This window comes from Longimicrobiales bacterium (genome assembly GCA_035764935.1).
GTDB lineage: Bacteria > Gemmatimonadota > Gemmatimonadetes > Longimicrobiales > RSA9 > DASTYK01.
The window spans coordinates 1-5705 of sequence record DASTYK010000191.1 but is presented as its reverse complement, the minus strand read 5'-3'; the positions used below and the strand labels follow the sequence as shown (position 1 = coordinate 5705).

Annotated in this window: 8 protein-coding genes; 6 read left to right on the top strand and 2 right to left on the bottom strand. The window is 68.5% G+C overall.

What is annotated here, in order from left to right:
- Positions 1 to 1532: transglycosylase domain-containing protein (locus VFU06_17005; GenBank protein ID HEU5211099.1), on the bottom strand; the 1532-nt coding region annotated here is incomplete at its 3' end.
- 196 nt (positions 1533 to 1728) lie between these two features.
- Here VFU06_17005 and VFU06_17000 point away from each other — a divergent pair.
- On the top strand, positions 1729 to 2217 hold the full coding sequence (locus tag VFU06_17000) for a DUF4112 domain-containing protein (GenBank protein HEU5211098.1): 489 nt from the start codon (positions 1729 to 1731) through the stop codon (positions 2215 to 2217).
- A gap of 1 nt (position 2218) precedes the next feature.
- Here the strand turns inward: VFU06_17000 and VFU06_16995 are convergent, their stop codons facing one another.
- Positions 2219 to 2512: a hypothetical protein gene (locus VFU06_16995; GenBank protein HEU5211097.1), complete on the bottom strand. Its 294-nt coding sequence runs from the start codon at positions 2510 to 2512 to the stop codon at positions 2219 to 2221.
- Between the two features lie 119 nt (positions 2513 to 2631).
- Here VFU06_16995 and VFU06_16990 point away from each other — a divergent pair, with 119 nt between their 5' ends.
- The 5 genes from VFU06_16990 to VFU06_16970 all read left to right on the top strand — a co-directional run.
- The gene (locus VFU06_16990) at positions 2632 to 3234 is read left to right on the top strand and encodes a hypothetical protein (GenBank protein ID HEU5211096.1); all 603 of its coding nucleotides are present in this window, start codon (positions 2632 to 2634) and stop codon (positions 3232 to 3234) included.
- On the top strand, positions 3234 to 3935 hold the full coding sequence (locus VFU06_16985; GenBank protein HEU5211095.1) for a DUF1990 family protein: 702 nt from the start codon (positions 3234 to 3236) through the stop codon (positions 3933 to 3935). The genes VFU06_16990 and VFU06_16985 overlap by 1 nt, the downstream gene beginning before the upstream one ends.
- Complete coding sequence (locus VFU06_16980; GenBank protein ID HEU5211094.1) at positions 3932 to 4411, top strand: DUF4126 family protein; 480 nt, start codon at positions 3932 to 3934, stop codon at positions 4409 to 4411. The genes VFU06_16985 and VFU06_16980 overlap by 4 nt, the downstream gene beginning before the upstream one ends.
- A gap of 116 nt (positions 4412 to 4527) precedes the next feature.
- Entirely contained in the window at positions 4528 to 5370 is an 843-nt protein-coding gene (locus VFU06_16975) for a bifunctional 5,10-methylenetetrahydrofolate dehydrogenase/5,10-methenyltetrahydrofolate cyclohydrolase (protein HEU5211093.1), read from the top strand.
- Between the two features lie 154 nt (positions 5371 to 5524).
- Positions 5525 to 5705, top strand: a 181-nt coding sequence (locus VFU06_16970) for a hypothetical protein (GenBank protein ID HEU5211092.1), incomplete at its 3' end; no start/stop codon positions are given.

The following is a 5705-nucleotide window of genomic DNA, read 5'->3' as shown; positions in this document are numbered from 1 at the left end:
GTTGCGAACGGCGTGTACGCGATCGCCAGCTCCAGCGGGCTCATCGACGCGGTGCCGAGCGCCATCGACGGCTCCGTCGGGATGCGGCTCGTGATGCCCGTGCTCTTCGCGACCTGCGCGACGTGCTCGGTACCGACCGCCGATGCAAGCCGAACCGTCGGCACGTTGCGCGAGCGGACGAGTGCCTCGCGCATCGTTACGACCCCCTCGAAGCGCCCGTCGTAGTTGCGCGGCTCCCAGACGTCGTTGCGCGAAAGCTCCATCCTGAGCGGCGTATCCTCGATCAGCTGGCTGGGCGGAAACCCGTCCTCGATCGCGGCCGCATAGACGAACGGCTTGAACGCGCTGCCCACCTGCCGGAATCCGCGCATCGCGCGGTTGTAGCGCGACACGTCATGGTCGCGGCCACCGACCAGCGCCAGAACGTCGCCGGTTCGCGCGTCCAGCAGCACCACGGCGCCCTGCAACGGGCCTTCGCCCTCCCGAACGCGGCCGCTCAGCCGCGCGATCTGCTCCCGCAGCTCCTCCTCCGCCGCGCGCTGGGCCCGGACGTCCATGGTTGTGTGGATCCGCAGCCGCCCGCCGTAGAGGTCGTCACCAAAGCGCTCCTCCAGCGTCGAGCGGATGACGTCGACGAACCACGAGCCCAGCGGGTCTTCGTCCTCGGGTCGTGCGTCCGCGACGACCCGGATCTCGGTGTCACGCGCCGCCCCGGCAGTCTCGGGATCGATGCGCTGCTGCTGCTCCATCAGCGAAAGCACCAGGTCGCGGCGCGCCTTCGCCGCTTCCGGATGGAACCGCGGATCGTAGTGCGACGGCGCCTTCGGCAGCGCCGCAAGCAGGGCGGCCTGTGCGACGGTCAGCTCGCTCGCGGGAATGTCGAACCACCGTTGCGCGGCGGCCTCGATGCCGTACGCGCCGCCACCGAAGTAGATGTGGTTGAGGTACAGCTCCAGGATCTCGTCCTTGCCGTATGTCTGCTCGATCTCCTGCGCGATCCTCACCTCGAGCAGCTTGCGGCGAAGCGTCCGCTCCTGTCCGGGCACGACCGTGGGGAAGACGTTGCGCGCGAGCTGCATCGAGATCGTGCTCGAGCCCTGCGTCACGTCGCGCGCGCGCAGGTTCGCGAGCGTTGCACCGATCACGCGCACCCAGTCGACGCCGTCATGGCGGAAGAAACGCTGGTCTTCGACGGCGAGGAACGCCTGCGGCACGTGCGGCGGCAGTGATTCCAGCTCGACCACCACCCGCTCGAACGGCGTCAGGTCAGCGAAGTGTTCGCCGTTGCGGTCCAGCAGCACCGGGGCACCGTTCGGCTGATACGCCGTGAGCCGGCGCACGTCCGGACAGCCCGTCAGGCCACAGTTCTGCCACAGGAGCAGCGCGAGCACCAGCGACGCCACGCCCAGGCCAAGGGTCTGGTGAGCGCTGAACGGCCAGTGCACACGCCGCGCGAACGGCTCGACTCGGTCGAGCACCGGCTCGAAGCGGCCACGAAGGGCCCTGAGTCGGCGCTGCAGTTCTGCTTTCACGTCCATAGCCTGCGGGGAGTGCAGGGCACAGGCCAGCCCGTCCGGCCTGTCGACCCTGATACTGCCGCACGGGGCGGGAGGATTCACCGACGGGACGAATCGCCCACCCGAAAAGCGTCACATTTCTTGGACTCCCGGCGTCATCTCACGGTTGCACGCGAATGATGCGGGAATACCCCTTGCTATGCGGGATCTCATGGTCGAGACCACGCGCGCAGCCTCTACACCGGTCAGCAGCCGCCACGCTCAGCGTGCCCGCAGCCTGGCCCGTCTGCTGGACCGGGCGGTGCAGGTGCCAGGGACCCGCATCGGCGTCGGACTGGATGGTCTGCTCGGGCTGGTACCCGGGGTTGGCGACGCCGCCGGCGGCGTACTGTCGCTTTACATCCTGTTCCTGGCCTGGCGAGCGGGTGTTTCCGGGCCGGTACTCGCGCGCATGGCAGCGAACATCGGAGTCGACGTGCTCTTCGGAACGGTGCCGCTTCTCGGCGACATCGCCGACTTCGCGTTCAAGGCGAACCTGCGGAATACGGAGCTGCTGGACCGTGCGATCGGGGAGCCCGAGCAGGCAAGAAGGTCGAGCACGGGCTGGTTGGTCGCCGCGATCGCGATCGTCGTGCTGATCCTGCTGGGTGTGATCGCGCTGGTCGTGGCGGGGATCAGGATGCTGGCTTCGCTGTTCTGAGTCAGCGCGTGCCCACGGTCTTGATCAGCTTGTTGTAGACGCCCGCGACCATCAGGGTCGGCACCCACATCCCGACGATGGTGCCGAGGCGCTCGCGTCCTTTCAGCTCCAGGATCACGGCCGCGACGCCGGCTGCGGCCGCTGCAACGAGAAAGACCGCCGACGGCAGTTTTGCGGTCTGCTGCTCGATGAGGCGGGTGATCTCACCCTCCGAGTGGTCGCTGCGCAGCACCCGCGCCTTGGGGTAGCTGTCCCCGGAGAAGCGTGCGGCAGGGTTCGTCTCGATGTCGCTCATGTCCGTGTCCCCCGAGATGCTCGCTGGACAGCGGGGCAATTCAGGTGCCAGTCGCCGTGTCGAAACGGCGTTCCTCTTGCACCTGCCTGCAGGCATGACCGGCTCAGGAGCATGCGAGTATGGGAGAAGAGACCAGTGCACCCCCGCAGCCGAACCCGGCCTCGGGAGGGAAGGGGCCGCTGCTGCAGCGTGATTACTGGGCGGTCCTTGGTGACTGCGATCACACGCCGTCGGAGGTGATGGAGCGGGTGGCCTTGGAGTTCTGCTCGTTCCCACCCCCCGCGATCGTGCGTTTCGAGCGCGACGACGAGAAGGTCCCGCTGTCGGTCGGTGAAGGAATGCGCATCGACATCCGGGGCGCGGGCCGCTGCGACGTGCGGGTGGGGCACCGCGATGCCAACAGCGTGACGCTGCACACCATGGTCGGACACCCGGAAGCGGGACGCATCACGTTCGGCTCGTACCGCAACACGGAGCGGCGCGTCGTGTTCCACATCCGCAGCCGGGCACGTGCCAGCTCGACCATCCATTTCGCGGAGTACCTGGCAATCGGCGAGGCCATGCAGACGAGCACATGGACGGACTTCATCAACCGCCTGGCGGCCGCGCTCGGCTGCACGATCGAAGGCGAGATCAACGCGACCGTCGAGGAGGTGGAGCTGGAGGATGCGGACTCGTGGGCCGGGCTGCACGAGCCGACGTACCTGGCGCGCGGCGACTGATGGGCGAGTATCGCGTAGGCCGTGGCTGGAGTGATGCGGAACTCGTCGTGCGCCTGCGAGCGCTGGACCGGCTGGAGCGCAATTTCGTCGAGGACGACGACATGATGAGTGCGGAGCACGGCTGGAACAGCTACCGCTCCGACGCGCTGCTCGCCACCGAGCGGCCCGGTCCGCCGGTCAGCGACGGCGCCTTCCAGCGCGGCTGGCTCGCAATGCGTTCCTTCAAGTTCTCCGATCCGTCCATCGTGACCGCGCATTTCGACCCGGAGGCACCGCTCCTGGGCCGACGCATGCTGCTCGAGGTGAAGGTGCTCGGGTTGCATTACCTGAATGGCACAGTCGTGACTGCTGTCAGGACGGAGACTGCCGACGGCGCCACGGAGTACGCCTTCCGGTACGACACGCTGAGCGGGCACATCGAGCGTGGCGCCGAGTGGTTCATCCTTACGAAGGAGCACCAGAGCGGGGAGATCCGCTTCTCCATCCGGGCGCGCTGGCGTCCCGGCGACTTTCCGAACTGGTGGAGCCATGCGGGCTTCAAGGTGCTCGCACCGCGCTACCAGCGACGATGGCACATCCGGGCGCACACGCGCCTGCAGGCAATCATGCGCGAGCCGCGCGCACTGCTCGAGCAGCGCGGCCGCATCGCTCATTCCGGTCCGGACGTCGTGTTCACGTTCGAGAGAGGAATCCAGGCATGAGGAACGACAGCACCATCGTCCGGTCGCTGCTGCTCGGCGCGACCGCCGGCATGCGCAGCATGGCCGCCGTCGCGGCCGTGAGCCGTGCACTCGCCGAGCGCCAGGATCGCACGCACGGGCGTCTGCAACGTGGCCTCGCGCGCGCGGGCATTGCGAGAGCCCTCACCACGTTCGCAGTCGGAGAGCTTGCTGCGGACAAGATGCCGTTCATGCCCTCGCGTATCGAACCGCTGCCGCTTGCTGGACGCATCGGTGCGGGCGCCCTTGCTGCCGCGGTTGCGACGACGTCCGAGGAGCGAAGCCGCATGCGCGCCGCGTTCGTCGGGGCACTCGCCGCCGCCGCCACGTCGTACCTGGCGTGGCGACTGCGCGTGACGCTTCACCGGGAGGGGGCGCCCGACACGCTCGTGGCCCTCGCGGAGGACGTGACGATGATCGAGGCCGCACGACAGGGCGTCGCCGCGATGCGCGTGTAGCACACGCACAATCATCAGCTCCCTCTTGCTCCACGCGGCCGGTCGGGGCATTCTACCGCCCTCCCCGGTCTGACCCTGGAGGTGCAACCACACATGCGAATCGGCATGGTGTGGCCGTGACCGCGCGGCTCATCGACGGCCGCGCGCTCGCCCGTCGCATGCGCAATGCTCTGCGCGACGACGTCGCCGCCTGCATTGCAGACAGCGGTGCAATCCCCTGCATGGTCGCAATCGGCAGCGCCGCCGATGCCGCGGCCGAAACGTACGTCACCCTGAAGCTGGACGCCGCACGCAACGTCGGCATCCGGTTCGTACCGGTGCTGCTGTCGCCCGATGCGACCACCGAAGACGCCGTGCGGGAAGTGCGTCGCGCCGCGGACGACGACGCGGTGCACGGCATCTTCGTGCAGTATCCGCTACCGCGGATCGATGCCCGTGCGTGCAACGCGGCAATCCCGGTCGGCAAGGACATCGACGGCGCGAACCCGGAAACGCTCGAGCGCCTGCGCACGGGCGAGGATGTATTCCCTGCGGCAAGTGCGGTAGCGATCATGGCGCTGCTCGAGGACGGCGGTGTCGAGCTTGCCGGTCGCCGCGTCTTCGTTGGCACCGGTGCGGCGGCCATCGGCGAACCGCTCGTCGTGCTGCTGGAGCGTGCGGGGGCGGAGGTCACGCGCGTGCGTGCCGCCGCCGGGAAGGACGCGCTACGCAACGCGCTCGCCTCCGCGGACGTCGCCATCTTTCCTGCGGGTATTCCGCAGGCCGTGGAACCCGACTGGCTGCCGGTGGGTGGCGTTGTCGTCGACGGCGGCTACTTCGGCGCACGGCGATCCGGGGAGGTGCTGCAGGCCGCGCTTCCGCGGCTGTCCGCGTACGTGCCTGCACGCGGCGGCGTGGGCCCGGTCACCGTGGACGTCCTGCTCCGGCACACGCTCCGTGCGGCCTGTGCGACACGTTGAGCGACAGGCGCTCCACTTCGATCGAACCCCTGTCCGTCACATGCCACGGCCGCTGGCCGCGGTGGCCACGCGTGCAGCGCCTACCGCTGCCGTGTTATCTTCCGACCTCCGCGCAGCAGGCGCGGCCCGTGTACCCGAACGCAGGAATACGCATATGAAGCGCGTGGTTCGCACCGCAGCCGTCGGACTGCTGATGTCCGGGATGGCCGCGCCGGTCACCGGTCAACTGCCGGAGGCCGAGGCACTCGTCGAGCGCTATGAGCAGGAGATCGGAGTGGCCGGCAACCCGTACGAGGGCATCTCGTCGATCCGCACGTCGATGAATGTGAGTATGC